The organism is Actinoplanes sp. NPDC019969, assembly GCF_055562375.1.
The window spans coordinates 70,666-95,806 of the sequence record NZ_JBVHFK010000011.1 but is presented as its reverse complement, the minus strand read 5'-3'; the positions used below and the strand labels follow the sequence as shown (position 1 = coordinate 95,806).

Sequence of the window (25,141 nt, the reverse complement as noted above, 5' to 3'; positions counted from 1 at the left end):
CTGCCCGTCAGTCGCGGCGCCCGCTGTCGGACTCCGCCTCGCGCCGGGAGCGGTCCGCTTCGGTACGGTGCTCCCGCGCCGCCTCCCGGTGCTCGGCAGCGTGTTCGGTGTCGACGGCCGCGGCCCGCTCATGGGCCTGCTGGGCGAGGTCGTGGCCACGGGCGGCGTCGCGGTGCGCGGCCGCCGCCCGGTCCCGGCTCTCCTCGGCGCGGGCCGCCGCCCGGTCCGCGGACTGCTGGTCGGACACGACGGCGGCGTGCGGCCAGGCGCCGATGCGCCGCCGCTCGTTGATCTCCCGTGCCCGCTCGTGCGCCTCGCCCGCCCGCTGGCCGGCGCGTTCACCCCGCTCGTGGGCGTCCTGGGTCAGGTCGGTCCAGGACCGGTCGTCAGCTGTCATGCGGCGCCTCCGGAATCCTCCTCGGCCAGCATAGGCGCGAGTCCGGAGACGGCGGCGATCCTGCGGACCGTCGGGGTCAGCCCGGCGGCGGTCACGGTGACCGTCCGGGCCTGGGCGGCCTCGTACACCGCCAGCAGCACCCGCACGCCCGCCGCGTCCAGCAGCGGCACCTCGCCCATCTGCAGCACGATCTGCCGGCCGGCGGGCTGGCGGCAGACCATCTCCAGCAGCGCGGCCCGCAGACGCCCGGCGTTGTCCCGGTCGACCTCCCCGCGGATCCGGAGCTCCACATGGCCGGCCGGCGTGGTCCCGGTCGTGATGTCGAACGTCTCCTCGTCCGCGCCGCTCGAGCCGGGCCGGCGGGGCACCCGGTCGGTGAGCAGGCCCTCCCGCAGCCAGGCCAGCACCCGGGACCGGATCCGGGACACCTGCATCTGCGAGATGCCGAGGTCGGCGGCGATGTCGGACTGGGTTCGGCCGCCGTAGAAGCTCGCGACCACCACGTGCCGTTCCCTGGCGGGCAGTTCGGCCAGCAGGTCGGTGACGGTCAGCTGGTCGGCGACCTGCTCCAGCGCCGGGTCGGCCTGACCGAACAGGTCACCGAACGTGGCATCGCCGTCCCCGACGGGCATGTCGAGGGACATCGACCGGTAGCCGGCCGCCGTCATCCGGGCCCTGTCGAGGTCACCGGTGGTGATCCCGGCGCGCTGCGCGGTCTCGGCGTCGGTGGGCCGGCGGCCGAGTTCGCGGGTCAGTTCCCCCTCGTGCCGGGTCACCGCCATCGACAGCTCCTGCATCGGGCGGGGCACGTGCACGGCCCAGCTCCGGTCCCGCAGGTGCCGTTTCAGCTCCCCGACGATGGTGTGGACGGCGTACGCGGTGAACGAGCCCCGGTCCGGGGCGTACCGGTCGACCACTTTCACCAGCCCCAGCCGGGCCACCTGCTCCAGATCGGCGAGAGGCTCGGCGCCGCCGCGGTACCGGCGGGCGAGCCGGTCGGCCATCGGCAACGCCGTACCGATCATCTCGTCGCGTAACCGGCGGGCCCGTACCTCGTCCGCGTCCTGCACGGCGTGCGCGTAGCGCTCGGCGATCTCGTCGAGATCCTCCAGCGGGGTTCCCGGCGCTACCGCACCGTACTGCTTGACCGGCATGCCGACTCCCTTGTCCCGACCCATACCCCGGGACAGGTGCCCCCTGCCGGCCGATCGAAACGACAACGGACGATCGGCCCACAAGGGCCATACAGGACAGCGGTCAGGTGATCATCAACCCCGGCACGGCGCCGTGCCGGGTCAGGTGCCGCATCGCCTCGCCGACCGGTACCGGCTCCCGCCGTTCGGGCGTCGCCTCTCGCAGCACGTCGCCCATGTGCCCGGGCGCCACCGGCAGCAGCGGATACCGGCCGGCCAGCAGCTCGCCCACCACGCCGCTGCGCCGGGCGAAGCCGGCGATCGACCGCCACTGCGCCAGCGAGGCGATCTTGCCGTGGGATCGGCCCGGGGGGTCCGGCAGCACACTGATCCGGTCGTACGGGGCGCTGCCGGCCACCCACCACTCGGCCGCACCGGCGGACGCGCGGGTCGACGACTCGCACCAGTACGGCACGACGCCGGCGGCGAACGCCCGCCAGGGATCGATCATGCGGCCGCTGCTGACCACGGCGTGCGCGGCCGGCCGCGGCGACCGGGCCCGGTACAGGTCGGCGACGACGGCGCTGAGAGCCTGCGGGTCCGTGTAGAGCAGCCGGTGAGCGGTCGACCCGTGGTCCGCGGCGGCCTGCCGCAGTTCCGGTTCGAGGGCCGGCTCGCCGCTGGTCTCGACGTACTGCAGGGGCATGTCGGCATGAACCTCGGTCCACCCGTCGGCGCCGATCCGGTGCAGCAGCCGGCGGAAGGCGTCGTTGCCGCTGCGGTACGCGCCCGGCCGCCAGCCGCCGGCCGGCGACCCGATCTGGAACCCGTATCCCGGCGGCCCGCTCAGCACGGGCCAGGTCCGCAGGTCACGAACCATGATGTACGCGCCGCCCGCCCGGACCCGGGACCGCAGGAACGACCGGTACACCTCGGGCAGGGTCCGCCACTGCACGTGCAGGGACACCGTCGTGCCGCACAGCGTGCCCTGCGTGACCGGGTCGTGCACCTGCCGCACCCCGACCCCGGGATTGCGGGCCATGATCTGCCGCGCCAGCCGGGTGCCCCAGGCCATGGCGGCCCGCCAGTTGCCGGGGGAACCGCCCGGCAACGGCGTGGTGACGGTGCAGGACGTCGGCAGCCAGGCGGCGCCGCAGGCCACGGCCAGGTGCACGGCAGCGCCGTGCGGGGAGCCGAGGACCACCGCCGGATAGGAGTCGTGCTGATACCGGCCGACGATCCACCGGGCGACCGCTTCGGCGTCGATCCTCTCGACCTGGGCGGCCGGAAGGGCGTCCGCGACCGCGTCCGCGGCCAGCGCCGCCCGGCGCAGCGGCTCGGGGAGTTCGCCGTGCCGGCCCGGCACCGGCACCCGGGTGACGGCGTCGTCGTGGCGATGCTCCGGCGGTACCGCCATGGTGAGCAGGGCGTGGCCGATGCTGTCGGCGGACACCACCCGGCTCGCGCACGGTGCGGCCGCCCGGATGTCACCCGGGTTCGTGGTCATCCGTCAGGTCCGAGACGGGGTGCGGCGGGTCAGCAGCAGGTAGATCGCGCCGCCGCCGATCAGGTAGGCGCGGGCGCCCGGCACGGTCCGGGCCAGGGCCAGGCCGGCGACTCCGAACAGCAGGTGGACGATGTTGTGCAGGATCGACACCTGGAAGATTCCCAGGAGGTGCGCCCCGGAATGGTGCCCGGCGAACGTCAGGTCGTCGTAGCCGGTGGTGATGCCGGCGATCCCGACGAGCAGGAAGGTGCCGGCGACGACCAGCGCGGCGGTACGGACAGGGCTGCGTCTCGTCGGGACGGTGTCGGGGTGAGTGCTCATGTGAGGGTCCTTTCCGGAGGGCCACCGGCTTCCCGCGCCGGCCGCCGGTAAACGGGCGACCGCGGCCGATGGCCCGTTTACCGGCGCGAAGCCGGGGAACCCGCCGCCCATGACCGATGAGCAACAGCGTGCCGACCGGCACCCGACCGACGAACCGGACGGCACACCGGCCTACGCGGCGTCGCTGCGTGCGCCGGGCGCATCGGTGACGACCGGCGACGAGGAACCGGAGATCACCGAGGAGTCCGGCTCGGCCGACCGTGCGGGTTACGACACGGATGCGGTGTCCGGTGACAGCGACGTGTACCGGCCCGACTGAGCGGAGGGTGCCGGCGCGAGGGCCGCCGGCCATCCGGTCCGATGACCGGCGAACCGGCCCGCATGAGTCGCGCAGACAGGGGTAGTCGGGTCCGGTCCGAGACGACGAAGGGGGCGGGAATGGCCGGGAAACGGCTGCTGAGGCCGGATGTTGCCGGGGAACGGCCCGGGGCGGTGACCGCGTGAGCGCCCGGGAGCATCTCGCCGCGCATCGTTCCGAGGTGATCGGGCAGCTCGTCGACTGGGTGCGGATCCCGTCGGTGGCCGGGCTGCCCGAGCACGAGGCGGACCTGCTGCGCTCGGCGAACTGGCTGGCCGCGGTGCTGCGTGACACCGGCTTCCCGACGGTCGAGGTGTGGAAGATCAAGGGCGCGCCCGCGGTGTACGCCGAGTGGTGCGCTGCCCCGGGCGCGCCGACCGTGCTGGTCTACAGCCACCACGACGTGCGCGCCGTGAAGGACGAGGAGTGGGAGGAGACGACGCCGTTCGCGGCGATCGAACGGGACGGGTACGTCTACGGCCGCGGCAGCTCCGACGCGAAGGGCCAGGTCCTCGCGCACGTGTGGGGGCTGCGCGCGCACCTGGCCGAGACCGGCGGCACGCCTGCCGTCAACCTGAAGCTGCTGATCGAGGGCGAGGAGGAGACCGGGTCGGCGCAGTTCGCCGAGATCGTCGGGGAGCATCGGGAGCGGCTCGCCGCCGACCTGATCGTCTTCTCCGACACCCTGCTGTGGCACGCCGACCATCCGGCGGTCTGCACCAGCATGCGCGGCATGGTGATGGCGAAGCTCGAGGTGTACGGGCCCCTGCGCGACGTGCACAGCGGAGCGGTGTCCGGCCCCGCCCCCAACCCGGTGATCGAACTGTCCCGGCTGATCGGGGCCCTGCACGACGACAAGGGCCGGATCACCCTGCCCGGCTTCTACGACGACGTCGTCGAGCCGAGCCCACGCCGCCGGGAGGAACTGGCCGCGCTGCCGTACAGCGACGAGGACTGGATCGCCCGGTCCCAGACCCGCTCGGTCGGCGGCGAGGAGGGCTGGTCGGTGCTGGAACGGCTGTGGCTGCGCCCGCAGCTGGAGGTGATCAGCATGATCGGCGGCGACCCGATCGGCCCGACCCGCGGCGCCGTGCCGGCCATGGCCGAGGCCGACCTGAGCATCCGTTTCGTCCCCGAGCAGACCCCGGAGGGGGTCGCCGCGCAGTTGCGCCGCTGGGTCGCCGACACCGTCGACCCCCGTTTCGGGTACGAGCTGACCGTCGCCGAGGAGACCGGCCAGAAACCGTGCGTCACCCCGCCGGACCATCCGGCCGTCACGATGCTGGCCGACGCCGTGCGGGACGGCTTCGGCGTCCCGGCCGGCCGGATGGGAAACGCCGGTGGCGGGCCCGCCGAACTGCTGGAACGCCTGATCGGGGCGCCCGTGCTGTTCTTCGGCACCGGGCTGCCCGAGGACCGCTGGCACGACAGCGACGAACGGACCTCCGTCGAGGTGCTGCTCTCCGGCGCGGCCACCCTGGCGTCACTGTGGACCCGGCTGGGCCGGTCATGAGGTGACGGCCATCCGGTGCGACGTCGAGCCGGCGGGGACGCGGCTGCTGATCCGCGTCCGCGGCGACCTGTTGGTGACCTCGGCTCCGGTGGTGCGTACCGCGCTGCTCGCATGCCTGGTGGAGCAGCCCGACGCGGTCGTCGTCGACCTCGCCGCGACGGTGATCACCGAGCCCGCCGCGGCGTCGGTGTTCCGGAACGCCGCACGCCAGGCGTCGCTGTGGCCGGACATCCCGATGCTGCTGGCCGCGGCCGAGCCGGTGCTGGCCGGGCTTCTGGCCGGGGCACCCGGGCGGCCGGCGGGGTACGCGACGGTGCCGGAGGCCCTGCTCGCCCCGGCGCGGCAGCGGGCGCCCACCGTCACGGACACCCTGCTGCCCGCCCCGGGCGCCGCCCGGCACGCCCGCGACCTGGTCACCGACGGCTGCCTGCGCTGGAACCTGCGGCACCTGATCGGCCCGGCGAGCGTGGTGGCGAGCGAACTGGTCACCAACGCGGTCGTGCACGCCCGGACGATGATCGACCTGTGGATCACCCGGGGCCGCCGCGGCCTGATCGTTGCGGTCCGCGACGGCAGCGACGCCGTGCCGGTGCTGCCGCCGGTCTCCGGCGGTCCGCTCGCCCCGCGCGGGCTGCTGCTGGTGGACACCCTGGCGCATCGATGGGGGACCCTGCCGGCCCGGGGCGGCAAAGCCGTCTGGGCGAACCTCACCTGACCGGCACCCCGGGTTCGAGCACGCACATCGCGGAAACCCCTCACTCGTTGCACAACGGCAACGGCCGGGATGACGACGCCTTTCACCGTGACGAAACGTGATGACGGCGCGGGCGTCCACCGGCTGATCATCCACAAGCTCCTCGCGGTCACCTCCGAGGCGGACGTGACCACCACCTGACCTCCGCGGCGTTTGCCGGGCGCCGGAACGGGAAAGCGCGCCGATTCCAGGAGAGGCGGACGGCGATGCGTCGAGATGTGATCGTGATCGGTGGGTCGGCGGGCTCGCACCGGCCACTGGCGCAGGTGCTGGCCCGGTTGCCGGCCGGTCTGCCGGCCACGGTGCTGGTGGTCCTGCACATGGCGCCCGGAGCGCGCGCCACCCTGGCCGACATGCTCTCCTCGTCGTGCGCGCTGCCGGTGCTCACCGCCGCCGACGGCGTCCGGATGGAGCCGGGCCGGGTCCTCGTCGCGGTGCCGGACCGGCATCTGCTCGTCGACTCCGACGATGTGCTGCGGCTCAGTGACGGCCCGCGGCAGAACCGGGTGCGCCCGGCCGCGGACGCGCTGTTCCGATCGGCGGCCCGGTGGTGCGGCCGGCGCCTGATCGGCGTCGTGCTGTCCGGCAGCCTGGACGACGGCTCGGCGGGCCTGGCCGCGATCGCCGCGAGCGGCGGGGCGGCCCTGGTGCAGGATCCCGCGGAGGCACGGTTCCCGAGCATGCCGAAGGCGGCGCTGCGCGTGGTGCCGGACGCGGTGACGGCGCCGGCGGCCGACCTCGGGGGTATCGTCGCGGACCTGGCCGGCAAGCCGATCACCGACGGGAGCCGGCCACCGGAGCCGCTGATCTGGGAGACAGACATGATCGCGTACGGCGCATCCACCGTTCCCGACCACGGCGAGCCCGTCCCGCTCGGCTGCCCCGAGTGCCGCGGCGGGATGTACCGGGTGCGCACCGGCCTCGCCGCCCACTACGTCTGTCACGTCGGCCACTCGTACTCCCCGCAGTCGTTGTTGTCGATCCGTGACGACACCGTGGAGGAGGCGGTCTGGACCGCGGTCAGCTCCCTGCAGGAGAAGGTCATGGTCATCGACGAGCTGGTGCGGCAGTCCGAGGCGGCCGGTGACACCGTGGCGGCCGAGGCCTTCCGGGCGGAGTCCGACCGTGCCGGCCGGGCCGCAGCGGTGCTGCAGGAGCACGTCAACCGCTCGGCCCGCAGCACCGCCCGGCGGAATGGTCACATCCAGGTGCGGGACGCCCAGTAGCTGCCGCTCCAGCTGCGTGCCGACCACGACCGGGCCGACCAGGAGCGGGCGGACCAGCCGTCGCCGGTCCAGCCGGCCGAGCTCCACGACCGCGCGGTCCACGAGTCGCCGGACCAGCTGCGTGCCGTCCAGGTGGTGGTGTTCCAGGTCTTCGTGGTCCAGGAGACGCCGGTCCAGCCGGCTCCGGTCCAGCCGGCGCCGTTCCAGGTCCCGCCGGTCCAGGACCGGCCCGCCGCGGTCGTCACCGTCCACGTCAGGGGACGCCACGGCTGGTTCATGACGTCCCGCTCGCCGGTCAGTTCGACACCGGAGTCCGGGTCGGCGACGTGGGCGGTGCCGCGGGCGCCCTCCAGGGTGCCGGTGCCCAGCGCCCGGGGCCACACCTGCGCCGCCGCTGAGGGGGTCGCCGCCGTGGCCGCCGCGTTGACGTCGAGCTGCCCGGCGCCCTGCGCGACGGCGTCGACACCCTTCAGCGGTACGGCGGTGCTGGTCAGCAGCTTCTTGACCTGGTCCGGGGTCAGTCCCGGGCGTTGCTGCAGCAGCAGGGCGGCCGCGCCGGACACCACGGCCGCCGCCTGCGAGGTGCCGCTGCCCTTGAAGTAGCGGCCGGTGCCGTCGGCGACCAGACCCTCGGGGTAGGTGGCGTCGACGAACGAACCCGGGTCGCGCAGCGACGCGACGGACCGGCCGGGAGCGACCAGATCGGCGTGCCGGACACTGTTGCCCCGGGTGCTGAACGCGCCGATGGTGTCGTCGGCCCGGCTGACGGTTCCGGCGATGTCCGAGCCGCCGACCGCGATGACGTACGGGTTGAGCGCCGGGTTGCCGACCCGGGTCGCGGTGGGGCCGTCGTTGCCGACCGATGCGACGACCACGATGCCGGCGCGCCAGGCGGCCTCGACCGCGTACGACAGCGGGTCGACGAGCGGGCTCTGCAGCGAGTCGGTGCCGAAGGACAGGTTCAGCACCCGGATGTTGACGCCCGGATCGTTGCGGTGCGTGACGGCCCAGTCGATGGCGGCGATGACCTGGGAGACGTCGACGGCGCCGTCCGCGGAGGCCACCCGCAGGTTGATCAGATGGGCGTCCGGGGCCACGCCGACGTACCCCCGGCCGGTGCCCTCCTGACCCGCCACCACCTCGGGGTCACGCCCGGCGATGATGCCGGCCATGTGGGTGCCGTGCCCGAAGGTGTCCTGGTTGCGCAGGTTCGCGGCCTGGGACTCGAAGGACAGGTCCGGGCCGTTGACCACCTTGCCCGCCTGGGACAGGCCCTTGACCGGGGCGATGCCGGAGTCGATCAGCGCGACGCCGATGCCCTGCCCGGTCAGCCGCCGGCCCGCCGCGTCCTTGCGGGCCCATACCGACGAGGCCCCGATGACGTTGTTGACCTCCGGCAGGGTGGTCACCGTCGCGTCGACCAGCCACGACCTCTTCACCGGGGGAACGGCCGCCGCGGCCTGGGCGGGCGCGGCGATCACGCCCGCGGACACGGCCAGCGCCGCCGACAGCACCGCCGCCGGCCACCTCTTGTCACGGGAAGTCATCCGTTGCATCTCCTTCGATCGCGTGGCCCAGACGTCGGCGGGCGCACCCGGGATCTGAGGACTTCCGCGGGATTTCTCCGGACACTCAACTCGGCGCACGTCCGACCGATGAGCCTGGCGAGGGCCCGCACAGGAAACCGAGGAGCTATGACGCGTCGCTGGTCCCGGCCGGATTGGCAGGTCGCGGCGCTCACCGTGGCGCTGGGTGTGGCGGCGCTGGTCTTCAACGGCATCCTGCTGTCCGGCAACGACGAGCCGTGGCTGGACGGGTCCGGGTCACTGGTGTGGCTGCTGGTGCTGGCGGTGATGTTCGGCCTGACCGAGGGCTTCGCGATCCACGTACGGGTCCGGCGCGGCGGGCACGCCATGAGCATCACCGAGATCCCCATGGTGATCGGGCTCGCGGTGCTGAACCCGTTGCTCGTGGTGCTGGCCCGCACGGTCGGAGCGGCTGCCGGGCTGACGGTCCTGCGCCGGCAGCGGGGCCGCAAGCTGGCGTTCAACATCGCCCAGATCAGTCTGCAGGCCACCGTCGGCGTCGCCGTGTTCACCGCGCTGGCCGGACCGGGCGGGGGGATGACCGGGCCCCGCCAGTGGCTGGCCGCCTACGCCGCGATGCTGGCCGCCGACATGCTCGCCATCATCCTGCTGACCACGGTGATCAGCCTGCACGACGATCCGTCGGAGTGGCGGCGTCTGCCCTCGGCGATGCGCGGCCTCGGACTGGTCGTGATCGCCACCAGCATCGCCCTGATCAGCGCGATCGTCATCCAGAGCAATCCGTTCGCGGTCACCATCCTGCTCGTGCTGTACGCGGTGGTGCACGTCGGCTACCGCGCCTACGTGCGGCAGAGCCAGGGCAACGAGCAGGTGGAGAACCTGTACGCCTTCACCAGCGCGCTGGACAGCTCGCTGGACCTCCTCCCGTTGACGCGTGTGGTCCTCGAGCAGGTCCGCGACGAGCTGCGGGCCGGCAACGTCGAGCTGATCCTGCTGCCCGGCCCGGAGCGCGACGGCATGCGCGTCCGGCTGTCCGGTCAGGGGCAGATCGACGAGACGCCGATGACCGAGCCCGCGACGGGCTCCTGGTGGGCTCCGGCCGCCGGCGGCGAGCTGATCCTGCTGCCCGCCGACCCGTCCCGGTCCGGCGGCCCGGTGGACGCCATGGCGGTTCCCGTCCCGGTGGGGGAGGGCGCGACCTGCGTGCTGCTGGTCACCGACAGCCTGCCGGACATCCCCACCTTCACCACCGACCATCTGCGGCTGCTGCAGGCGATGGCGAACCACGCCAGCATCGCGCTGGCCAACGCCCGGCTGGTGGACCGGCTGCGCGCGGAGGCCGCGGAGAAGGAGCACCTGGGGCTGCACGACCCGCTCACCGACCTGCCGAACCGGCGGCACCTGTACCGCCTGCTCGACGCCGCGCTCGCGCGCGAGGCGGACGCCGGCGCCCTGACCGCGGTCCTGATGATGGACCTGGACCGGTTCAAGGAGATCAACGACGCGCTCGGCCACGACGTCGGCGACGCCCTGCTGCGGGCCGTGGGCGAACGGCTGAGCAGCCGGCTCGGCGGCCGCGGCGCGGTCGCGCGGCTGGGCGGCGACGAGTTCGCCATCCTGATCGAGGTCGCGTCGGCCGACGACGCCACCGCCCTCGGCTTCGACCTGGCCCGCGACCTCGAACGCCCGCTGCACGTCGACCACCTCACCCTGCACCCGCGCGCCAGCATCGGCATCGCCCTCGCCCCCGAGCACGGGCAGGACAGCGGGACCCTGCTGCGCCGGGCGGACGTCGCGATGTACGCGGCCAAACAGGCCCGCGCCGGGGTGCGCGTCTACCGGGCGAGCGACGACCAGAACACCCCGCACCGGCTCGCGCTCATCGGCGACCTGCGCGAGGCCGTGGAGCGGGACGAGACGCTGGTGGCCTTCCAGCCGAAGGTCGACCCCGCCACGGGTACGGTCGTCGGCGCCGAGGCGCTGTCCCGGTGGCATCACCCGGAGCACGGGTTCATCGCGCCGGACCTGTTCATCCCGCTCGCCGAGCACTCCGGCCTGATCCGCCCGCTGACCATGAACGTGCTCCGGCACTCGGTGCGCAACTGCGCCGCCTGGCGCCGGGCCGGCCACGACATGCACGTCGCCGTCAACCTCTCCCCCAACACGCTGCTGGACGACTCGCTCCCCGAGGTGCTGACCCGGCTGCTGGCGGAGCACGGGGTCCCGGCGACGGCGCTGACCCTGGAGATCACCGAAGGCACCCTGATGGACGACCCCGACGGCAGCCGCGCCACGCTCCAGCGGTTGCGGCGTCTCGGCATCAAGATCTCCATCGACGACTTCGGTACGGGCTACTCCTCCCTCGGCCGGCTGCGCGAGCTGCCCATCGACGAGGTCAAGATCGACAAGTCGTTCGTGAGCAACGCCGCCCAGGACCTTCGCGACCAGGCCCTGATCCGTTCGATCGTGCAGCTCGGGCACGCTCTCGGCCTCCACGTCGTCGCGGAGGGCGTGGAGGACGAGGCGTCGTACGCCTTCCTGGCCGCGACCGGGTGTGACGTGGCACAGGGCTACCACATCTCCCGGCCGCTGCCGGAGGACAAGTTCACCGCGTGGCTCCGGGACGGGGTGGCCGCCGCCGTCACCACGCTCACGACGACCGGCACGGGCTCCCGTTGAGGGTGAATCCGTCAGGCGCGCCCGCGTCACCGGAATGCGTGGCCTGGAAACCGGCGGTGACCGTGCCGCCCGGCGGGATGCCGGCGTTGTAGGCCACGTTGCGGGCGGTCACCGCGCCGCTCGTGGGCGTGTAGGTGGCGTTCCAGCCGCTGGTGATCGTCTGCCCGGCGGGCAGGGTGAACGCCAGTGACCAGCCGTCGATCGCGCTCGTGCCGGTGTTGGTGACGGTGAGGTTCGTGGTGAGGCCGCTGCTCCAGGAGCTGACCGCGCTGGTGACCGTGCACGCCGCGGCCGGCGGTGGCGTGGACGGGGACACGGACGACGACGGCGAGGCGGGCGACGACGGCGTGGTGGTGACGTCGAGACCCAGGAACGAGATGGCGTACGCGAGCTGCCCGGCCTGCGGAAGGGCGTGCCCGACCCCGGCGATGCTGATGCCCTCGATCGTCGCCCGGGTGCCGGTGGCGCCGTACCGGGTACGGGTCCACGACGACTGCGGACGATCGGTGAAGGCCGGGTTCGGTCCCAGCCCGTGCAGGTTCGTCCACTGCTTGATCTCCTCGCCGAAGTTCGGGTAGGCGAGCGTGGTGTCGGTGGTGCCGTGCCACAACTGCATCCGCGGGTAGGCGCCGGTGTATCCCGGGTACATCGCCCGGGCCTGGTCGCCCCACTGCTGCGCCGACTTGATCAGGTTGCCGCCGGAGCAGGCGCTGTTCCACAGCGAGCCGTTGGTGGTGGCGAAACAGCCGGCCGGCACGCCGGAGAACGCCGACGCCGCCGAGAACACGTCCGGATACTGCGCGGCGAGCACGTTGGTCATCATCGCGCCGGAGGAGAAGCCGCTGACCACGATCCGGGCCGGGTCCACGTTGTACCGGGCCCGGGCCCAGCTCACCATCGACATGATTCCGGTGGAGTCGCTGCCGCCGTTGCGCCGCAGGGCCTGCGGGCTGGAGACGTCGAAGCATTTCTCGGTACGGGTGGCCTCCGGCAGGACGACCACATAGCCGTACCGGTCGGCCGCGGTGAGGTAGTCCCTGCCGTTGCCACCGGCGATCGCAGCGGCCGAGCCGCTGCAGTAGTGCACGAGCAGGAGCAGCGCCGGCCTGGCCGCCAGCCGGTCGGGCACGTAGGCGTACATCCGCAAGTTGGTCGGGTTTGCTCCGAAGCCGGTCACCTGGGTCAGCGCGGCGGCCGCGGCGGGGCGGGCGATCAGCAGCCCCGCCGCCGCGAGCAGGACCGCCAGCGCCGCGTAGAGATAGCGTTTCATCACTGTCCTTTTCACCGCAGAACGCAGGCCAGAGCCGGCGCCGTCCCCGGGCTGCCGTTGGCGAGCAGGCCGAAAGTGGTTCCGGCACCGGGGGCCAGCGTGCCGTTGTAGGCCGCGTTGGCGACCGTGGCGGTGCCACCGCTGCTGGTCAGGGAGCCGTTCCAGACCTGGGTGACGGTCTGGCCGGCCGGCGGCGCCCAGCTGACCTGCCATCCGGTGGTGGCCGCCGATCCGGTGTTCGACACGGTGATCTCGGCCTGGAAGCCGCCCGGCCAGCTGTTGCTCACGCGGTACGCGGTGGCGCACGCCCCGGCCGGTCCGCTGGGCGACGTGGACGGGCTGACGGACGCCGACGCGCTCGCCGACGGCGAGGTGGTGGTGCTGGGCAGCTGCGAGAAGAAGTTCCAGATCTCGCCGCCGGTCCAGGTACGGGCGCCGCTCGTCCCGGTCGAACCGTCGACCGGCTCCGGGGTGTGGTCGCCGTCGAACGCCGCCCACCGCACCGGATAGCCGGCCCGGCAGCCGCTGTAGTTCGTGACGACGTGGGTTAGGCTCCCGCGTGCCGGTTCCGGCGGGTTCTGGGCGGCGCAGCCGTTGTTGCGGACGAACGTGTCCCGCAGTCCCCGCCCGAGCGAGATGTTCAGGACGCTGTCGTGGGTGCCGTGGATGCCCAGGTAGGCGACCGGCTGGGTGCCGCCGGAGCAGCCGCTGAGGTTGGCGCCGGAGATGACCGCCACCGCGCGGAAGACGGCAGGGCGGGCGCAGGCCACCGCGTAACTCATCGCCCCGCCGTAGCTCCAGCCCAGCGCGAACCGCTGCGAGGTGTCGACGCACAGGTTGCCCTCGATCAGCGCGGTGAGGTTGTCGACCAGGGTCAGGTCCCGGCCGCCGGTGTTCGCCCAGCCGTTGTCGATGCCCTGCGGCGCGACCAGGATCGCGCTGTTGTCCGACAGCCGCTGCTGCCCGTAGTACGCCCAGGTCGCGCCGGCCGATCCGCCGGTGGCCACGTCGTTGGCGGTGCCGTTGAGCCAGTGGAAGGCGAAGATCAGCTTGTACGGGCGGTTGCGGTCGTAGCCGTCCGGGACCCGCAGGATGTAGGTGCGGTTCTGGCCGCCGCTGGCGATGGTACGGGTGCCGCTGGCCAGGGCCGGGGCCTTCCCGCAGCCGGCGGTCGCGGCGTCGGCCGACGCGGCGGTGTTGAGCAGTCCGGTGAGCGTCACGGTGGCCACTGCCAGGACGAGCGCCGTCAGCACGGCGAGAGGTCGTCGGGACATCGGGGGTTCCCTCCTTCCGGCGCCGGCCGTGGTGGCCGGCGCCGGGACCTGATCGATGGGGGAGCGGGTCAGCCGGCGGAGCAGGCCGGCGTGGCGGTCGGGCCCGCACCGGTGCCCTGGAACCCGAACTCGGTGCTGCCGCCGGCCGGAATCTGGCCGTTGTAGGAGACGTTGCGGAAGCTCACCGCGCCGCCGGCGCCGCTGTTGGTGGCGCTCCAGACACTGGTCACGGCGCTGCCCGAGGGCAGGTTCAGGCGCACGGTCCAGCCGTTGACCGGCGCGGCGCCCGCGGTGACCCGGACGGTGGCGACGAACCCGCCGGTCCAGGAGTTCAGTGACACCGAGGCGCTGCACGCGCCACCGGGCTGCGGGGAGTTGCTGCTCGTGCCCGGCGACGGGGAGGACGTCCCGCCGGCGTTGAGCGCGTTCAGCACCGACGTGTACGCGGCCTTCTTGTTGCCGCTGTTGTCGAACAGCAGCGGGTTCTCGCCGGTGCGCCAAGAGTCGCTGTCGCGCACGCCCCAGACGGTGATGCCGGTGCACCGTGCCACCGCCAGGCAGGCACGGGTCACGCCCGCGTACACGTTGGCCTGGTTGCCGCCCTGCGCGACGTCCAGCTCGGTGATCTGCACGTCGACGCCCAGGTCGGCGAAGCGCTGCAGGTTCGCCTGGTAATCGCTGGAGAGGCCGGTGCCCAGGTGCGACTGGAAGCCGACGCAGTCGATCGGCACGCCGCGGGCCTTGAAGTCACGGACCATGTTGTAGATGCCCGTCGACTTCGCGTTGATCCCGTCGGTGTTGTAGTCGTTGTAGCAGAGCTTCGCGGCCGGGTCGGCGGCCCGGGCGGCGCGGAACGCGGCCTCGATCCAGTCGTTGCCGGTGCGCTGCAGGTTGGAGTCGCGGCGGCCACCGCTGCCGCCGTCGGCGAACGCCTCGTTCACCACGTCCCAGGCGTAGATCTTGCCCTTGTAGTGGGTGGCCACCTGGGTGACGTGGTTGATCGCCGCGTTCCGCAGCGCGCTGCCGGACAGCGACTGCGCCCAGCCGGGCTGCTGGGCGTGCCAGAGCAAAGCGTGCCCGCGCACCTTGGAGCCGTTGGACAGGCCCTGGTTGAGGATGCGGTCGCCGTTGGTGAACGTGAACCGGCCCTGGGACGGTTCGGTGGCGTCCCATTTCATCTCGTTCTCCGGCGTGACCGAGTTGAACTCGCGGCTCACGATGCCGGTGTAGTTGGCGTCGCCGAGGCGGCCGGCGGCGATCGCGGCGCCGTAGTAGCGCCCGGTCTGCGCGGCCGAGGCGCCGAGCGTGGTGGCGGCGTCGGCGGGGCCGATCACGGCGACGCTCGCCGCGGCGGCGATTCCCGCGGCAGCGGCGGCCAGCAGCAGGGAACGGCCTCTCTTGAGCAAGGGCATGGGGGTGCCTTTCCGAGGGGATCTGGGAGCGTTCCCAGGAATGAGGCCGATGTTGCCAGCGTGTTTCCCGGGAATGCAAGCCGCGACCAGGGCCCCGACTTCGGCATAACGCTTTTCCGGAACGAAATACCGCGCCATCCGAAGAATGGTGATGTCAGCGACCCTCTTGAATGTCTTGAAATCTCCTGGCAATGTTCCGGGTCACAGTGTTAACGCTCTCAACCCGTCGATGGGAGGAACCATGTCCCGATCCAGGCTCCTGGTGGCCGCCGGTGCCGCCGTGCTGGCCTCCACCGCGGTGGTCGTGGCGATGCCCGCCGACGCCGCGGCGGCCGGCTGCTCCGTGAAATACGCCGTGTCCTCGCAGTGGCAGGGCGGGTTCAACGCCGACGTCGCCGTCACCAACCTGGGCGACCCGGTGTCGAGCTGGACGCTGACCTGGACCTTCGCCACCGGTCAGTCGGTGACGCAGGCATGGAACGCCGCGGTGACCCAGAGCGGCTCGGCGGTGTCGGCGCGCAACGTCGCCTACAACGGCGCCGTCGCGACCGGCGGCACGGTGTCGTTCGGCTTCACCGGCGCGTGGACCGGCGGCAACCCCGTCCCGGCGAGCTTCGCCCTGAACGGCGTCGGCTGCGACGGCGGCCCCGGCCCGTCCCCGTCCGGCCCGTCCCCGTCCACGTCGCCCTCCGGCCCGGGGCAGACGTGCACGCTCCCGTCGGCCTACCGCTGGTCGTCGAGCGGCCCGCTGGCGCAGCCCCGGTCGGGCTGGGTGTCGCTGAAGGACTTCACCAACGTCGTCTACAACGGCAAACATCTGGTGTACGCGTCCAACGTGTCCGGTTCCGGCTACGGCTCGATGAACTTCGGGCTGTTCAGTGACTGGTCCCAGATGGCCTCGGCGCCCCAGAACGCGATGAACCAGGGCACCGTGGCGCCCACCCTGCTGTACTTCGCCCCGAAGAACATCTGGATCCTGGCCTACCAGTGGGGACCGACCGCGTTCAGTTACAAGACGTCCACCGACCCCACCAACGCCAACGGCTGGTCGGCGCCGCAGACCCTGTTCACCGGCTCGATCACCGGGTCGTCCACCGGCGTCATCGACCAGACGCTGATCGGCGACGGCACGAACATGTACCTGTTCTTCGCCGGCGACAACGGCAAGATCTACCGGGCGAGCATGCCGATCGGGAACTTCCCCGGCAGCTTCGGCTCCTCGTACACCACGATCATGAGCGACTCGACCAACAACCTGTTCGAGGGCGTCGAGGTCTACAAGGTGCAGGGCCAGAACCAGTACCTCATGCTCGTCGAGGCGATCGGCAGCCGCGGCCGGTACTTCCGCTCCTTCACCGCCACCAGCCTGAACGGTTCGTGGACACCGCAGGCCGCCACCGAGGGCAACCCGTTCGCCGGCGCTGCCAACAGCGGCGCCACCTGGACCAACGACATCAGCCACGGCGACCTGGTGCGGACCAACCCGGACCAGACCAAGACCGTCGACCCGTGCCGCCTGGAGTTGCTGTACCAGGGCAAGAACCCGAGCGCCGGCGGCCCGTACGACCAGCTGCCCTGGCGGCCCGGCCTGCTCACCCTGCAGCGGTGACGCACGGCCCACGATCCTGATCGCCTGGTGGGGAGCCGGCCCGGTGTGCTCGCAGGGGAGCGAGCACACCGGGCCGGCGATCGTCCGGTACTCGATGCGGCAGGCCGCTAGGGTCGGCGTTGCCATCATCATCGGGTCGAGGAGGGCACGTGCCGCAGCTGTTGAGGGTGCAGAGCTTCGGTGTGTCGCGGGACGGGTTCGGCACCGGGGAAGGACAGAGCCTGGAGCGGCCCTTCGGCCACGTGGACCCCGGCCCCCTGTTCGCCTGGCGCACCGCCACCGCCAGTTTCGTGTACCGCACCGAGCCCGGCGGCACCCGCGGCCTCGACGATTACCTGACCCGCGACTACGACCACAACATCGGCGCGGAGATCATGGGCCGTAACAAGTTCGGCCCCCAGCGCGGCCCCTGGGAGAACCACGAGTGGCAGGGATGGTGGGGCGACAACCCGCCGTTCCACACGCCGGTCTTCGTGCTCACCCATCACGAACGCCCGTCGTTCACCCTGTCCGACACCACCTTCCACTTCCTCGACGCGAGCCCCGCCGAGGCGCTGGAGCGCGCGAAACAGGCCGCCGACGGTCGCGACGTGCGCCTCGGCGGCGGCGTCGCCACGGTCCGCCAGTTCCTCGAGGCGGGCCTGGTCGACACGATGCACGTCGCCGCCGTGCCCATCGACTTCGGCCGGGGCGAGCGACTGTGGGAGAGCCCCGCCGAGCTTCTCGACCGCTTCCACCACGAATCGGTGCCGAGCCCCAGCGGCGTCACCCACCACCTGTTCTGGAAGCGGTGACCACCCCGTCTCCGTCAGCCGGGAGGAAGTCGGGGTGATCGATGACCCACAGCCAGGTCCCGTCGTCCTGCTGCCGCGCGATTTCGACGGTCACGGTCCCGTCGGCCAGCCGGGTCGAGGTGAACGCCAGGCCGCCGGCGCGCAGGGTGCGGCGAGAGACGCCGGGCTCGAAGACGGGCCGCTCGGCCGGCAGCGCCTCGTAGGCCGCGCGGATCGCCTCCGCTCCGACTGCCGGGGCCAGCACCGCCGCCGGCTCGTAGAGCGCGACGAGGCGACCGAGGTCCTCGGGGTGTTCTTCTCCAGCGGGCATGTCCCTGATCCTGCCGCAGGGGTATGACAAAAAATCCGCGCGCTGCCGCTCATTCGCTGTCGTCCTCCAGCCCTCGGCCTGCTCCGGCCAGGAGCTGCAGCAGCGCGAACAGCTCGCCGTCGTCGCGGAGCCGGGTCGTCTCGGCGGTCAGCTCTTCGCGGCGATCGTGCTTCATCAGCAGATATCCGAGCGCCCGGTAGGCAGTGAGGCCCTGGTACGTGACCGCGTCGCGGACGGCTGCCAGAGCCTCGTCGATGCGGCCTGAGCGTTCGAGCGCCCGGGCCAGCAGGTCACGAAGGTGACCCTGTCCGGCAGCGACCGCCCGCGCGTACATCTCGATGGCCTCGTCCGTACGCCCCAGCCTCTCCAGCAGCTCCCCCAGCGGCCACGAAGCCGATCCCTCGGCGTCGATGGCGATCCGGTAGGCGGCCACGGCCTCTCGTGGCGGCCTCGCTCGGACAGGAAGCCGCCGAGCCCACTGCCCGCCGCGGTGTGGCCCGCAGCGATCGCCGCGCGGTATACGGCCTCCGCATCGTCATTACGATCGGCGTCCTTCAGCAGGTCCGCCAGTGGTGACCAGGCGTAGGGTTCGTCCGCCGCGACGGCTGAGGTGCAGGCGGCGATCGCGTCGCCGGTGCGCCCCGCCGCGACGTACAGCTCGGCCAGAGCGAGATACGGTACCGGGTGCCCGGCCGCCACAGCCGTCCGCCACATGGCGTGGGCCTGCCAGGAAATTTCGGTCCTCCCAGTCGTCGTCGGCCAGTTCGCGCACCAACGCGACCGCCTCGTCCACCCGTCCGCTGTCGGCGAAGGTCTCATGATCGGTAGCGGGGACCCGATGGAAAGCCCTGTGCCTCTGACTCGCAAAGCCGTCGTACGCTGGGCCGCCGGCGGAGCCGTATTGGCCGCTGCCGTCACCGCGGCGGTACTGGCCGGCCGCGGCAAGCGCGTCGAGACGCCGCCGCCGGCTCCACCGGAAACAGTCCAGGAGCCCTCGCCTGCCGGATCCCGCCGGTGGCCACCGCCGCGATGGCTGGTGACCTCCGTCGCCGCCGCGGTGGTCATGGCCGCCGGCCTCACCGTGATCGTGGACACCGGTCCTGACGGATCGGCGTGCCTGTCGAAACCTGCGGTGTACCCGGACACGGCGAACGTCTACGTCAGCGGGATGCCGCGCGAGATCCTGGTCGAGGATCTGCCCTCTCCGGGACGGCCGATGGCGTTGGGGCACCTGCTGGAGCTCGGGCATGACGTCGGCAGGTCGCATGACGTCTCGGTGCTCGGCGTGGAAGACCTCGAACCGACGGCAGGCATGCAGCCCGCTGACGGCAGGCGGCTGGTCGCAGTGTCGGTGCAGGAACGCAACATGGGGCAGATGGCCGTCACCGCGCAGGTGGGGAACTACACCTGGCTCTGCGACGCGGAGGGCACCTGGTACCAGCATGACGGCGCGATGACCGGATGGCTCAAGCGCGCCAACTCACTCGAGTACCGGGAGAAGGTCGTGGAGAAGGTGGTGTTCCAGATTCGTGCCGACGCCCGGCCGGCCCGGGTCCGCACCGCCGCCACCGGCGACGAGTCGGCCGAGAAAGCCGATTGGGCGCTCGACTGAACGCAGCACGCGGGCGGAGAAGCCGTCCAGGATGACCTTGATGGCGCGATCGAGTACCGCCGCTGGGACCGGTGTCGCTGCCGTGCTCTGTGCCAGGCCGCGTATCAGCGGGTGGAGCTCCTCGACGCCGACATCCGGCCGGACGGTGCCGGCGGCCTGGGCGCGCCGTAGCGCCGTGTCGACCGCTGCCTTCAGCTCACTCGCCACCGCGACGACGGCAGGTGGCGCATCACCCAGCATGGACGGAACCGAGAGGTGAGGGCTCGCCGCCGGCGGCTTTTTCTGTCGATGTCATCACGCGCGCCCGGCGGCCCGGAATGAGGCTGTAATCTTGTGCTTCACGCTCCGGTATCAGGTTCACAGGATCGGGACGATGCCCGGCCCCGACAGCTCGCGGCTCGCCCCGTATCGACAGACATGCGCTTGACCGGACAGCCCTCGCGATCAAGAAGAAGACTCACCCGGCGGTCAACGGTGCCGGCCGTCGCGGAGCATCTCGACGGTCTTGGCGATTCGCTCGGCCCGGGTGGCGTCGCGCTTGGCCTCGGTGATCCAGCGGGCGAACTCCTTACGATGGGAGTACGCCAGTCCCTCGTACGCCGCCCTGGCCGCATCGTCGGCGGCAAGGGCGGCGGACAGCTCCGGCGGCACCTCGACCGTACGTTCCCCGGTGTCCGCGGTGATCGACACCTCGTAGGCCACGCCGATCTCCAAGGCGGCGCGTTCCCGCGCCGCCTTGGCCAGCCCGATCATGTTCGCGCCACCCATCCGGGCCAGCCGCAGCGGCAACGTCACGTCCCGCACGGTCACCTGGACCGGGAACGCCTTGCGGCCCTCGCCGACAGCGGCGGCCTGCTCGTCGGTGAGGACGAAGGCGGCGGCCGGGCCGCGTGCCTCCAGCGTCAGGCTCAGGTTCAGGGTTTCGGCCACTCGGACACCATAGGCCGGCTCGGGCCCACCGAGGGCGCGGAGAAGCGCAGCGGGCCCTCGGGGCCGCTGAGGACGCCGTCAGATCGGGGTGAGCGGGGTGACCACGGTGGCCTGCCGGGCCGGGATCCGTTCGAGGCGGAACCGGCCGGTGGCGAGCACCGGATGCCGGTCCGGGTGGGCGGCCGAGCGGAGCGCCGTGCCACCGCTCACCGCGACCGGGCAGAAGGTGGCGTCCCGGTCGAACCCGCCGCCGGAGGCCCTGTCCGGGCGCAGCGCGGCATCGCGGTACCGCAGGAAGTAGCCGGGACAGTTCACAAACTCGAACGACAGGCACCGGGCGTCCGCCCGGCCCGCCCGGACGGTGAAGGTCGCGTCCCGCCGGTCCAGTGGGCTGCTCGCCGCCGTGATGACATCGGCGCGCGCCAGGAAGTCCCGGTGCCGCAGCCGGTAGCCGGGCAGGCCCGGCAGCCCCAGGCCGAGGGTGGTGCCGACGAGGATGCCGGCGGCGCGCCGGTGGCCGGCGCACTGCCGGCCGGCGGTGGCGCGGAGGTTCGCGTGGCGGCGCTCGGCGACGGCTCGACGGAGACCGGCGGCGACGGCGCGTCCACCGCCCGGGTGACCATCACCTGACGCGGCCCCGGCGGGTCTGCTCGATCAGCACGGCGACGAAACGAGCCAGCCCTTCGGCGCCGTGCGGGTCGGCCGCGGGCCACCGGGTCATCAGCAGCGGAGCGGCCCGGTCCAGGATCACGCCCTCGCGGGCGAGCACGAAGTACATCGCCAGCGCCGCCGACCGCCCGTTGCCGTCGGCGAACGGGTGGAAGTGCAGCACGTCGAGGTACACCCGGGCGGCCCGGGACGGCAGGGGCACCGCCGGGTCGGTGGCCTCGGCGAGACACTGCTCGAACTCTTGCGGCAACCCCGCGTGGTACGGGTACCGCTCCCGCCCCGCCAGTGCCCACGCGGTCGTGGTGCGGAACGGGACGGCCGCCGCGGCGAGCACCTTCCGTTGCCACATCTCCAGCCGGGCGAACGTGAGCGAACCGCCCTCGACGGCCTCCGCGAAGGCCGGTTCCAGCGCGGCCACGGCTCGTTCGGCCCCGTACCTCCGCTTCGCGAAGTGCTCGGCCACGCCGTCCCGGCCGGTGCGCGCCGGCCCGGTGACGTGCTCGGTGGCGTGCTCCCATCGGGCCGCCGCGCGGACCCGCCGCCAGGTCGCGAGAGCGTCCGGCGACACCGGGCGCGGGGCAGGCAGCATCCGCTCGGCGGTGGGCACCTCGGTGCTGCGCCGGCTCGGCCAGTCCAGCGGCCACGTGTCCGGCCACGCGTCGTCGGGGCGCGGCGTGACGCCGGTGAGCGACGCCGCCAGGGTCTCCGCGGCGTCGGCCACCTCCGAGCCCAGCGGCGAGGTGTAGCTCCAGTTCCGCCCGCCGATCGCCTGGTCGATGAACGCGTCGTGATCGGCGCCCGGCATCCCGGCGACGGTGCGGAACCACTTCAGCACCTGAACGCACAGGGGATGCCAGTGCTCCTCCGCGCCGGACCGGGCGGCCACCGCCGCGACCAGGGAGGCGGTGGTGGCCTCCCAGGCACGGTAGGCCGCGCGCGGTTCGGTGGGCAGCGGCAGGTGCGCCGCGAAGAGCCCGGCCAGTTCCTTCAGGAAGGTCCGCCAGTCCCGCAGCGCCCCGGCGACGGCGGCGAGCGTCTCCTCCGGGGTGGTGATCGAATCCCGGGCGCCGCTCCATCGTGAGATCAGCGCGCCGTCCGGCGTACGACCGGCGATCTCGGCGTTCCAGCCGCACGCCCAGGGGCCGTAGTGCTCGACGAGGGCGACGGTCATCGCCCGCTGCCAGTGCCATCGGGCGAGGTCCTCGGCCGGATCGACGGCGATGCGGAGGTCCTGCGGGTACGGCGGCGGCACGCCACCCGCCGGGGCCACCGCCCGCACCACGTCCCGCACCGTGCCGGGATCGAACGGATGCCGGGCGGGGTCGACGTCCGCCCAGGTCAAACCGGAGACCCGCAGCCGCGGATCAGGGGGATCGATCGTCATCGCCGGCCATCGTGCCACGATCGGCCCGTTCCGGTGCGCCGGGGCTCAGCCGAGGGACTTCAATGCCTTGTCCAGGGTGGCGAAGACGGTGTCGGAACCGCCCTCCCAGGACGGCGCCGGATCCGCCTGCCCGGGGGCCGGCTGGTAGAGCCACCAGAGGTTCTGCCAGGGGTCGAGCATCCGGGCGAGTGTCGTCTCGCCGTAGAACGGGGCCGGTTCGGTCACCGTCGTGGCGCCCGCGGCGCCGGCCCGGTCGAGCACCGCCGCCGCGTCGGTCACCCACACCTGCAGCAGGCCGGGCCGCGCCGGCCAGCCGTCGAGCCGGTCGGCGACCATCAGGTCGACGGTGCCGAGCCGCAGTTGGGCGTGGAGGAGCTTGCCGTCCGGCAGCGGCGTCCGTGCCTCGACGGTCTCGGCCGCGCCGAACACCGCGGCCACGAAGTCCACGAACCGCGCCGCGTCCTCCACGATCACGAACGGGTTGAGGACGGCGCCGCCGTCGGGGACGGCCTCCGGGGAAAGCAGAACGTCGCTGGTCATGGCGAGAATCGTGCCGTCGATTGCGGTCAGTTCCCGACCGGCCGGCTCCCGGGAATGAACGATCGCACGGTATGGTTCTCCCGGATACAACTTGCTTGACGAATCAAGTATTTGGAGGGCTGTGCCATGACGGACCTCATCATGGGTCTCGACACCTTCGGCGACGTGCCCGAGGACGACTCCGGCGCCCTCGTCTCGCACGCCGCGGCGATCCGGCAGGTCATCGACGAGGCAGCGCTCGCCGACGAGCTGGGCGTCGACGTGATCGCCCTCGGCGAGCACCACCGCCCCGAGTACTCGATCTCCACCCCGGAGACCGTGCTCGCCGGCATCGCCGCCCGGACGTCGCGGATCCGGCTGGCGTCCGGTGTGACGGTCCTCAGCTCCGACGACCCGGTCCGTGTCTTCCAGCGCTTCGCCACCGTCGACGCCATCTCCGGCGGCCGGGCCCAGGCGATCCTCGGGCGCGGGTCGTTCACCGAGTCGTTCCCGCTGTTCGGGTACGACCTGAGCGACTACGACGTGCTGTTCGAGGAGAAGCTCGACCTGTTCGTCAAGCTGCTCGACGAGAAACCGGTCACCTGGACCGGGGCCACCCGCCCGGCGCTGACCGATGCCGAGGTGTTCCCGCACACCGACTCGGGCCGGCTGGACACCTGGGTCGGCGTCGGCGGCTCCCCGCAGTCGGTGGTGCGTACCGCCCAGCACGGACTGCCGCTGATGCTCGCCATCATCGGCGGGCAGCCGGAACGCTTCGCGCCCTACGTCGACCTCTACCGGCGCGCCGCCGACCAGCTCGGCACCGTCGCGCATCCGGTCGGCATGCACTCGCCCGGGTTCGTCGCCGACACCGACGAGCAGGCCCGGGAGCTGTTCTACCCGCACTACAAGCTGCAGCGCGACCGGATCGGCGCGCTGCGCGGCTGGCCGCCGCTGAACCGGCAGGAGTTCGACGCCGAGGTGGCCGGCGGCTCGCTCTACGTCGGCTCGCCGGAGACCGTGGCCCGCAAGATCGCGGCGGCGGTGAAGGCGCTCGGCGTGGGCCGGTTCGACCTGGTCTACACCGTCGGGGCGCAGCCGGTCAGCGCCCGCCTGCGCGCCGTCGAGCTGTACGGCGCGAAGGTGATCCCGATGGTCCGCGACCTCCTGGAAGGGTGACGACGATGACCACGCTAGGCATCCTCGGCGCCGGCAAGCTCGGCACCGTCCTGGCCCGGCTGGCCCGTTCGGCGGGGTACGACGTCCTCCTCGCCGGTTCCGGGGAGCCGGCGCGGATCGCGCTGATCGCGGAGGTCCTCACCCCCGGCGCGGTCGTGGTGACCGCGGCCGAGGCCGCCGAGCGCGCCGACATCGTGCTGCTGGCGCTGCCGCTGGGCAAGTACCGCAGCATCCCGGCGGCGGCGCTGCGCGACAAGGTTGTGATCGACGCGATGAACTACTGGTGGGAGGTCGACGGCGTTCGCGACGACCTGACCGACCCGCGCACGTCGTCGAGCGAGATCGTGCAGGCGTTCCTGCCCGGCGCCGCGGTGGTCAAGGCGTTCAACCACATGGGTTATCACGACGTGGAGCAGGAGGCCCGCGCCGCGGGGCTGCCGGGACGCAAGGCGATCGCGCTGGCCGGCGACGACCCGGCCGCCGTCGCGCGGGTGGCGGGCCTCGTCGACACGCTCGGCTTCGATCCGGTGGTCGCCGGGCCGCTGGCCGAGGGCGTACGGATGGAGCCCGGCACCGACCTGTTCGGCGCCAACACGAGCGCGGAACAGGTCCGCGCCCTGCTGGGCCGCTTCCCGGACACGGAGCGGGGCCGCCTCGTCGCGAGTCATCGACGACAATGAGATCGTGAAGGAGATGCCGCCGGCCGCCGCCTCTGAGCCGCGGCCGAGCTGCCCGTCTGAAAGG

At 72.6% G+C, this 25,141-nt stretch carries 25 protein-coding genes and 1 pseudogene; 11 read left to right on the top strand and 15 right to left on the bottom strand.

The annotated features are described in order from the left end of the window. Positions 1 to 7: 7 nt before the first annotated feature. The 4 genes from ACZ3II_RS30045 to ACZ3II_RS30030 form a co-directional block, all read right to left on the bottom strand. Complete coding sequence (locus tag ACZ3II_RS30045) at positions 8 to 397, bottom strand: hypothetical protein (RefSeq protein WP_465521520.1); 390 nt, start codon at positions 395 to 397, stop codon at positions 8 to 10. Further along, the gene (locus ACZ3II_RS30040) at positions 394 to 1,551 is read right to left on the bottom strand and encodes a sigma-70 family RNA polymerase sigma factor (protein WP_465521518.1); all 1,158 of its coding nucleotides are present in this window, start codon (positions 1,549 to 1,551) and stop codon (positions 394 to 396) included. Before ACZ3II_RS30040 ends, ACZ3II_RS30045 begins: the two co-directional genes overlap by 4 nt. A 103-nt stretch (positions 1,552 to 1,654) precedes the next feature. Continuing rightward, positions 1,655 to 3,037, bottom strand: coding sequence for a hypothetical protein (locus tag ACZ3II_RS30035; protein ID WP_465521516.1), 1,383 nt, complete (start codon positions 3,035 to 3,037; stop codon positions 1,655 to 1,657). 3 nt (positions 3,038 to 3,040) lie between these two features. After that, the gene (locus ACZ3II_RS30030) at positions 3,041 to 3,358 is read right to left on the bottom strand and encodes a DUF4383 domain-containing protein (protein ID WP_465521514.1); all 318 of its coding nucleotides are present in this window, start codon (positions 3,356 to 3,358) and stop codon (positions 3,041 to 3,043) included. 109 nt (positions 3,359 to 3,467) lie between these two features. Between ACZ3II_RS30030 and ACZ3II_RS30025 the strand changes: the two genes are divergently transcribed. The 4 genes from ACZ3II_RS30025 (at position 3,468) to ACZ3II_RS30010 (ending at position 7,209) form a co-directional block, all read left to right on the top strand. Then, positions 3,468 to 3,677: a hypothetical protein gene (locus ACZ3II_RS30025; protein WP_465521512.1), complete on the top strand. Its 210-nt coding sequence runs from the start codon at positions 3,468 to 3,470 to the stop codon at positions 3,675 to 3,677. A 181-nt stretch (positions 3,678 to 3,858) separates the two neighbouring features. Next, on the top strand, positions 3,859 to 5,229 hold the full coding sequence (locus ACZ3II_RS30020; protein WP_465521510.1) for a M20/M25/M40 family metallo-hydrolase: 1,371 nt from the start codon (positions 3,859 to 3,861) through the stop codon (positions 5,227 to 5,229). A gap of 1 nt (position 5,230) precedes the next feature. Continuing rightward, positions 5,231 to 5,944, top strand: a complete 714-nt coding sequence (locus tag ACZ3II_RS30015; protein ID WP_465521508.1) for an STAS domain-containing protein — start codon at positions 5,231 to 5,233, stop codon at positions 5,942 to 5,944. A 245-nt stretch (positions 5,945 to 6,189) separates the two neighbouring features. Continuing rightward, positions 6,190 to 7,209, top strand: coding sequence for a chemotaxis protein CheB (locus ACZ3II_RS30010; RefSeq protein WP_465521506.1), 1,020 nt, complete (start codon positions 6,190 to 6,192; stop codon positions 7,207 to 7,209). Here the strand turns inward: ACZ3II_RS30010 and ACZ3II_RS30005 are convergent. After that, a complete protein-coding gene (locus tag ACZ3II_RS30005; protein ID WP_465521504.1) occupies positions 7,182 to 8,756 on the bottom strand; it encodes a S8 family serine peptidase in 1,575 nt (524 codons plus the stop codon). The two genes, ACZ3II_RS30010 and ACZ3II_RS30005, sit on opposite strands and share 28 nt — an antisense overlap. Positions 8,757 to 8,903: 147 nt before the next feature. On the opposite strand from ACZ3II_RS30005, the gene ACZ3II_RS30000 reads away from it, so the two are divergent. After that, positions 8,904 to 11,435 carry a putative bifunctional diguanylate cyclase/phosphodiesterase gene (locus tag ACZ3II_RS30000; protein WP_465521502.1) on the top strand — a complete coding sequence of 844 codons (2,532 nt, stop codon included), beginning with the start codon at positions 8,904 to 8,906 and terminating at the stop codon, positions 11,433 to 11,435. Here the strand turns inward: ACZ3II_RS30000 and ACZ3II_RS29995 are convergent. From ACZ3II_RS29995 to ACZ3II_RS29985, 3 genes are all read right to left on the bottom strand, one after another. Further along, positions 11,407 to 12,705 carry an extracellular catalytic domain type 1 short-chain-length polyhydroxyalkanoate depolymerase gene (locus ACZ3II_RS29995; protein WP_465521500.1) on the bottom strand — a complete coding sequence of 433 codons (1,299 nt, stop codon included), beginning with the start codon at positions 12,703 to 12,705 and terminating at the stop codon, positions 11,407 to 11,409. The genes ACZ3II_RS30000 and ACZ3II_RS29995 overlap by 29 nt on opposite strands. A gap of 11 nt (positions 12,706 to 12,716) precedes the next feature. Continuing rightward, positions 12,717 to 13,979, bottom strand: coding sequence for a CE1 family esterase (locus ACZ3II_RS29990; RefSeq protein WP_465521498.1), 1,263 nt, complete (start codon positions 13,977 to 13,979; stop codon positions 12,717 to 12,719). A gap of 68 nt (positions 13,980 to 14,047) precedes the next feature. After that, entirely contained in the window at positions 14,048 to 15,391 is a 1,344-nt protein-coding gene (locus tag ACZ3II_RS29985) for a glycoside hydrolase family 10 protein (protein ID WP_465521495.1), read from the bottom strand. Positions 15,392 to 15,632: 241 nt separating this feature from the next. Here ACZ3II_RS29985 and ACZ3II_RS29980 point away from each other — a divergent pair, with 241 nt between their 5' ends. Next, positions 15,633 to 17,000 (top strand): non-reducing end alpha-L-arabinofuranosidase family hydrolase, encoded by a 1,368-nt coding sequence (locus ACZ3II_RS29980; RefSeq protein WP_465521493.1) that lies wholly within the window; start codon positions 15,633 to 15,635, stop codon positions 16,998 to 17,000. Positions 17,001 to 17,149: 149 nt separating this feature from the next. After that, positions 17,150 to 17,794: a dihydrofolate reductase family protein gene (locus ACZ3II_RS29975; protein ID WP_465521491.1), complete on the top strand. Its 645-nt coding sequence runs from the start codon at positions 17,150 to 17,152 to the stop codon at positions 17,792 to 17,794. Here ACZ3II_RS29975 and ACZ3II_RS29970 read toward each other — a convergent pair. Further along, positions 17,766 to 18,104, bottom strand: a complete 339-nt coding sequence (locus ACZ3II_RS29970; protein ID WP_465521489.1) for a Cif family virulence factor — start codon at positions 18,102 to 18,104, stop codon at positions 17,766 to 17,768. The genes ACZ3II_RS29975 and ACZ3II_RS29970 overlap by 29 nt on opposite strands. Positions 18,105 to 18,153: 49 nt before the next feature. Then, complete coding sequence (locus ACZ3II_RS29965; RefSeq protein WP_465522066.1) at positions 18,154 to 18,624, bottom strand: tetratricopeptide repeat protein; 471 nt, start codon at positions 18,622 to 18,624, stop codon at positions 18,154 to 18,156. A 192-nt stretch (positions 18,625 to 18,816) separates the two neighbouring features. On the opposite strand from ACZ3II_RS29965, the gene ACZ3II_RS29960 reads away from it, so the two are divergent. Continuing rightward, complete coding sequence (locus tag ACZ3II_RS29960) at positions 18,817 to 19,716, top strand: hypothetical protein (protein WP_465521487.1); 900 nt, start codon at positions 18,817 to 18,819, stop codon at positions 19,714 to 19,716. A 30-nt stretch (positions 19,717 to 19,746) separates the two neighbouring features. On the opposite strand, the pseudogene ACZ3II_RS29955 reads toward ACZ3II_RS29960, so the two are convergent. The 3 genes and pseudogenes from ACZ3II_RS29955 to ACZ3II_RS29945 form a co-directional block, all read right to left on the bottom strand. Further along, positions 19,747 to 19,956 (bottom strand): annotated as a pseudogene (locus tag ACZ3II_RS29955) (SbtR family transcriptional regulator); the annotation flags it as partial. Between the two features lie 228 nt (positions 19,957 to 20,184). Continuing rightward, positions 20,185 to 20,646 (bottom strand): YdeI/OmpD-associated family protein, encoded by a 462-nt coding sequence (locus ACZ3II_RS29950; protein ID WP_465521485.1) that lies wholly within the window; start codon positions 20,644 to 20,646, stop codon positions 20,185 to 20,187. Between the two features lie 78 nt (positions 20,647 to 20,724). Further along, positions 20,725 to 21,054, bottom strand: coding sequence for an AbfB domain-containing protein (locus ACZ3II_RS29945; protein ID WP_465522064.1), 330 nt, complete (start codon positions 21,052 to 21,054; stop codon positions 20,725 to 20,727). 27 nt (positions 21,055 to 21,081) lie between these two features. On the opposite strand from ACZ3II_RS29945, the gene ACZ3II_RS29940 reads away from it, so the two are divergent. Next, on the top strand, positions 21,082 to 21,276 hold the full coding sequence (locus tag ACZ3II_RS29940) for a hypothetical protein (protein ID WP_465521483.1): 195 nt from the start codon (positions 21,082 to 21,084) through the stop codon (positions 21,274 to 21,276). Here the strand turns inward: ACZ3II_RS29940 and ACZ3II_RS29935 are convergent. Next, on the bottom strand, positions 21,269 to 22,699 hold the full coding sequence (locus tag ACZ3II_RS29935) for a Fic family protein (protein ID WP_465521481.1): 1,431 nt from the start codon (positions 22,697 to 22,699) through the stop codon (positions 21,269 to 21,271). The genes ACZ3II_RS29940 and ACZ3II_RS29935 overlap by 8 nt on opposite strands. 45 nt (positions 22,700 to 22,744) lie before the next feature. After that, complete coding sequence (locus ACZ3II_RS29930) at positions 22,745 to 23,239, bottom strand: VOC family protein (RefSeq protein ID WP_465521479.1); 495 nt, start codon at positions 23,237 to 23,239, stop codon at positions 22,745 to 22,747. A gap of 126 nt (positions 23,240 to 23,365) precedes the next feature. On the opposite strand from ACZ3II_RS29930, the gene ACZ3II_RS29925 reads away from it, so the two are divergent. Both ACZ3II_RS29925 and ACZ3II_RS29920 read left to right on the top strand, forming a co-directional pair. Beyond that, complete coding sequence (locus ACZ3II_RS29925) at positions 23,366 to 24,397, top strand: LLM class flavin-dependent oxidoreductase (RefSeq protein WP_465521477.1); 1,032 nt, start codon at positions 23,366 to 23,368, stop codon at positions 24,395 to 24,397. Between the two features lie 5 nt (positions 24,398 to 24,402). Next, positions 24,403 to 25,077 (top strand): NADPH-dependent F420 reductase, encoded by a 675-nt coding sequence (locus ACZ3II_RS29920; protein WP_465521475.1) that lies wholly within the window; start codon positions 24,403 to 24,405, stop codon positions 25,075 to 25,077. The last annotated feature ends 64 nt before the right edge of the window (positions 25,078 to 25,141 follow it).

Coding starts and splice junctions, on each gene's coding strand:
- ACZ3II_RS30045 (WP_465521520.1), bottom strand. CDS start 397: ATGACAGCTGACGACCGGTCCTGGACCGACCTGACCCAGGACGCCCAC.
- ACZ3II_RS30040 (WP_465521518.1), bottom strand. CDS start 1,551: ATGCCGGTCAAGCAGTACGGTGCGGTAGCGCCGGGAACCCCGCTGGAG.
- ACZ3II_RS30035 (WP_465521516.1), bottom strand. CDS start 3,037: ATGACCACGAACCCGGGTGACATCCGGGCGGCCGCACCGTGCGCGAGC.
- ACZ3II_RS30030 (WP_465521514.1), bottom strand. CDS start 3,358: ATGAGCACTCACCCCGACACCGTCCCGACGAGACGCAGCCCTGTCCGT.
- ACZ3II_RS30025 (WP_465521512.1), top strand. CDS start 3,468: ATGACCGATGAGCAACAGCGTGCCGACCGGCACCCGACCGACGAACCG.
- ACZ3II_RS30010 (WP_465521506.1), top strand. CDS start 6,190: ATGCGTCGAGATGTGATCGTGATCGGTGGGTCGGCGGGCTCGCACCGG.
- ACZ3II_RS30005 (WP_465521504.1), bottom strand. CDS start 8,756: ATGACTTCCCGTGACAAGAGGTGGCCGGCGGCGGTGCTGTCGGCGGCG.
- ACZ3II_RS30000 (WP_465521502.1), top strand. CDS start 8,904: ATGACGCGTCGCTGGTCCCGGCCGGATTGGCAGGTCGCGGCGCTCACC.
- ACZ3II_RS29995 (WP_465521500.1), bottom strand. CDS start 12,705: ATGAAACGCTATCTCTACGCGGCGCTGGCGGTCCTGCTCGCGGCGGCG.
- ACZ3II_RS29990 (WP_465521498.1), bottom strand. CDS start 13,979: ATGTCCCGACGACCTCTCGCCGTGCTGACGGCGCTCGTCCTGGCAGTG.
- ACZ3II_RS29985 (WP_465521495.1), bottom strand. CDS start 15,391: ATGCCCTTGCTCAAGAGAGGCCGTTCCCTGCTGCTGGCCGCCGCTGCC.
- ACZ3II_RS29980 (WP_465521493.1), top strand. CDS start 15,633: ATGTCCCGATCCAGGCTCCTGGTGGCCGCCGGTGCCGCCGTGCTGGCC.
- ACZ3II_RS29970 (WP_465521489.1), bottom strand. CDS start 18,104: ATGCCCGCTGGAGAAGAACACCCCGAGGACCTCGGTCGCCTCGTCGCG.
- ACZ3II_RS29960 (WP_465521487.1), top strand. CDS start 18,817: ATGGCGTGGGCCTGCCAGGAAATTTCGGTCCTCCCAGTCGTCGTCGGC.
- ACZ3II_RS29935 (WP_465521481.1), bottom strand. CDS start 22,699: ATGACGATCGATCCCCCTGATCCGCGGCTGCGGGTCTCCGGTTTGACC.
- ACZ3II_RS29930 (WP_465521479.1), bottom strand. CDS start 23,239: ATGACCAGCGACGTTCTGCTTTCCCCGGAGGCCGTCCCCGACGGCGGC.
- ACZ3II_RS29925 (WP_465521477.1), top strand. CDS start 23,366: ATGACGGACCTCATCATGGGTCTCGACACCTTCGGCGACGTGCCCGAG.
- ACZ3II_RS29920 (WP_465521475.1), top strand. CDS start 24,403: ATGACCACGCTAGGCATCCTCGGCGCCGGCAAGCTCGGCACCGTCCTG.